The organism is Alteripontixanthobacter muriae (assembly GCF_013336795.1).
Taxonomy (GTDB): Bacteria; Pseudomonadota; Alphaproteobacteria; order Sphingomonadales; family Sphingomonadaceae; genus Pseudopontixanthobacter; species Pseudopontixanthobacter muriae.
In genome coordinates, this window is the sequence record NZ_JAAFZT010000036.1 from 1 (window position 1) to 595 (window position 595).

Genomic DNA, 595 nt, shown 5'->3' on the forward strand with positions numbered 1-595 from the left:
CTAGGCAGTAGACTCGTAAGCGTTGATCCAGAGACGTGCTGAGAAGAGCTTGATGGCGGCCAGAAAGTTGTCGGCTCGTTTGTCGTAGCGGGTCGCCAAACCTCTGGCATGCTTAAGTTTTCCGAAGAAGCGTTCGATCAGATTGCGATAGCGGTAGAGGAACTGGCTGAAGGCGAAGCTTTGCCTGCGGTTGCGCTTGGCGGGGATGTTGGCGAAGCCGCCCTGCGCTGTGATCTGCCGGCGGATGGCATCGCTGTCGTAGGCTTTGTCGGCAAGGAAGGTGCTGCCTTTCGGCAGGGCGCCGAGCAGCGGCTCGGCCTGTTTGCAATCGCTCGCCTGCCCTTCGGACAGGTGTAGTTGGATCGGCAGCCCCCGGCCATCGACCAGGGCATGGATCTTGGTCGTCAAGCCGCCGCGGGAACGTCCCATGCAGCGATTTGGGTCCCCCTTTTTAGGGTCGCACCGTGCTGGTGGACCCGAATGGAAGAACTGTCGATCATCACCAGCTCGCCGTCGAAAGCCTGCGAAACCGCCGTCAGAAGCCGATCCCAGACACCGGCTCTGCGCCAGCGGACAAAGCGATTGTAGCAGGTAG

1 pseudogene is annotated in these 595 nt (G+C 60.7%); it reads right to left on the reverse strand.

Annotation, left to right across the window (positions count from 1 at the left end):
• A pseudogene (locus G7A66_RS12705) lies at positions 1 to 595 on the reverse strand (IS5 family transposase); the annotation flags it as partial.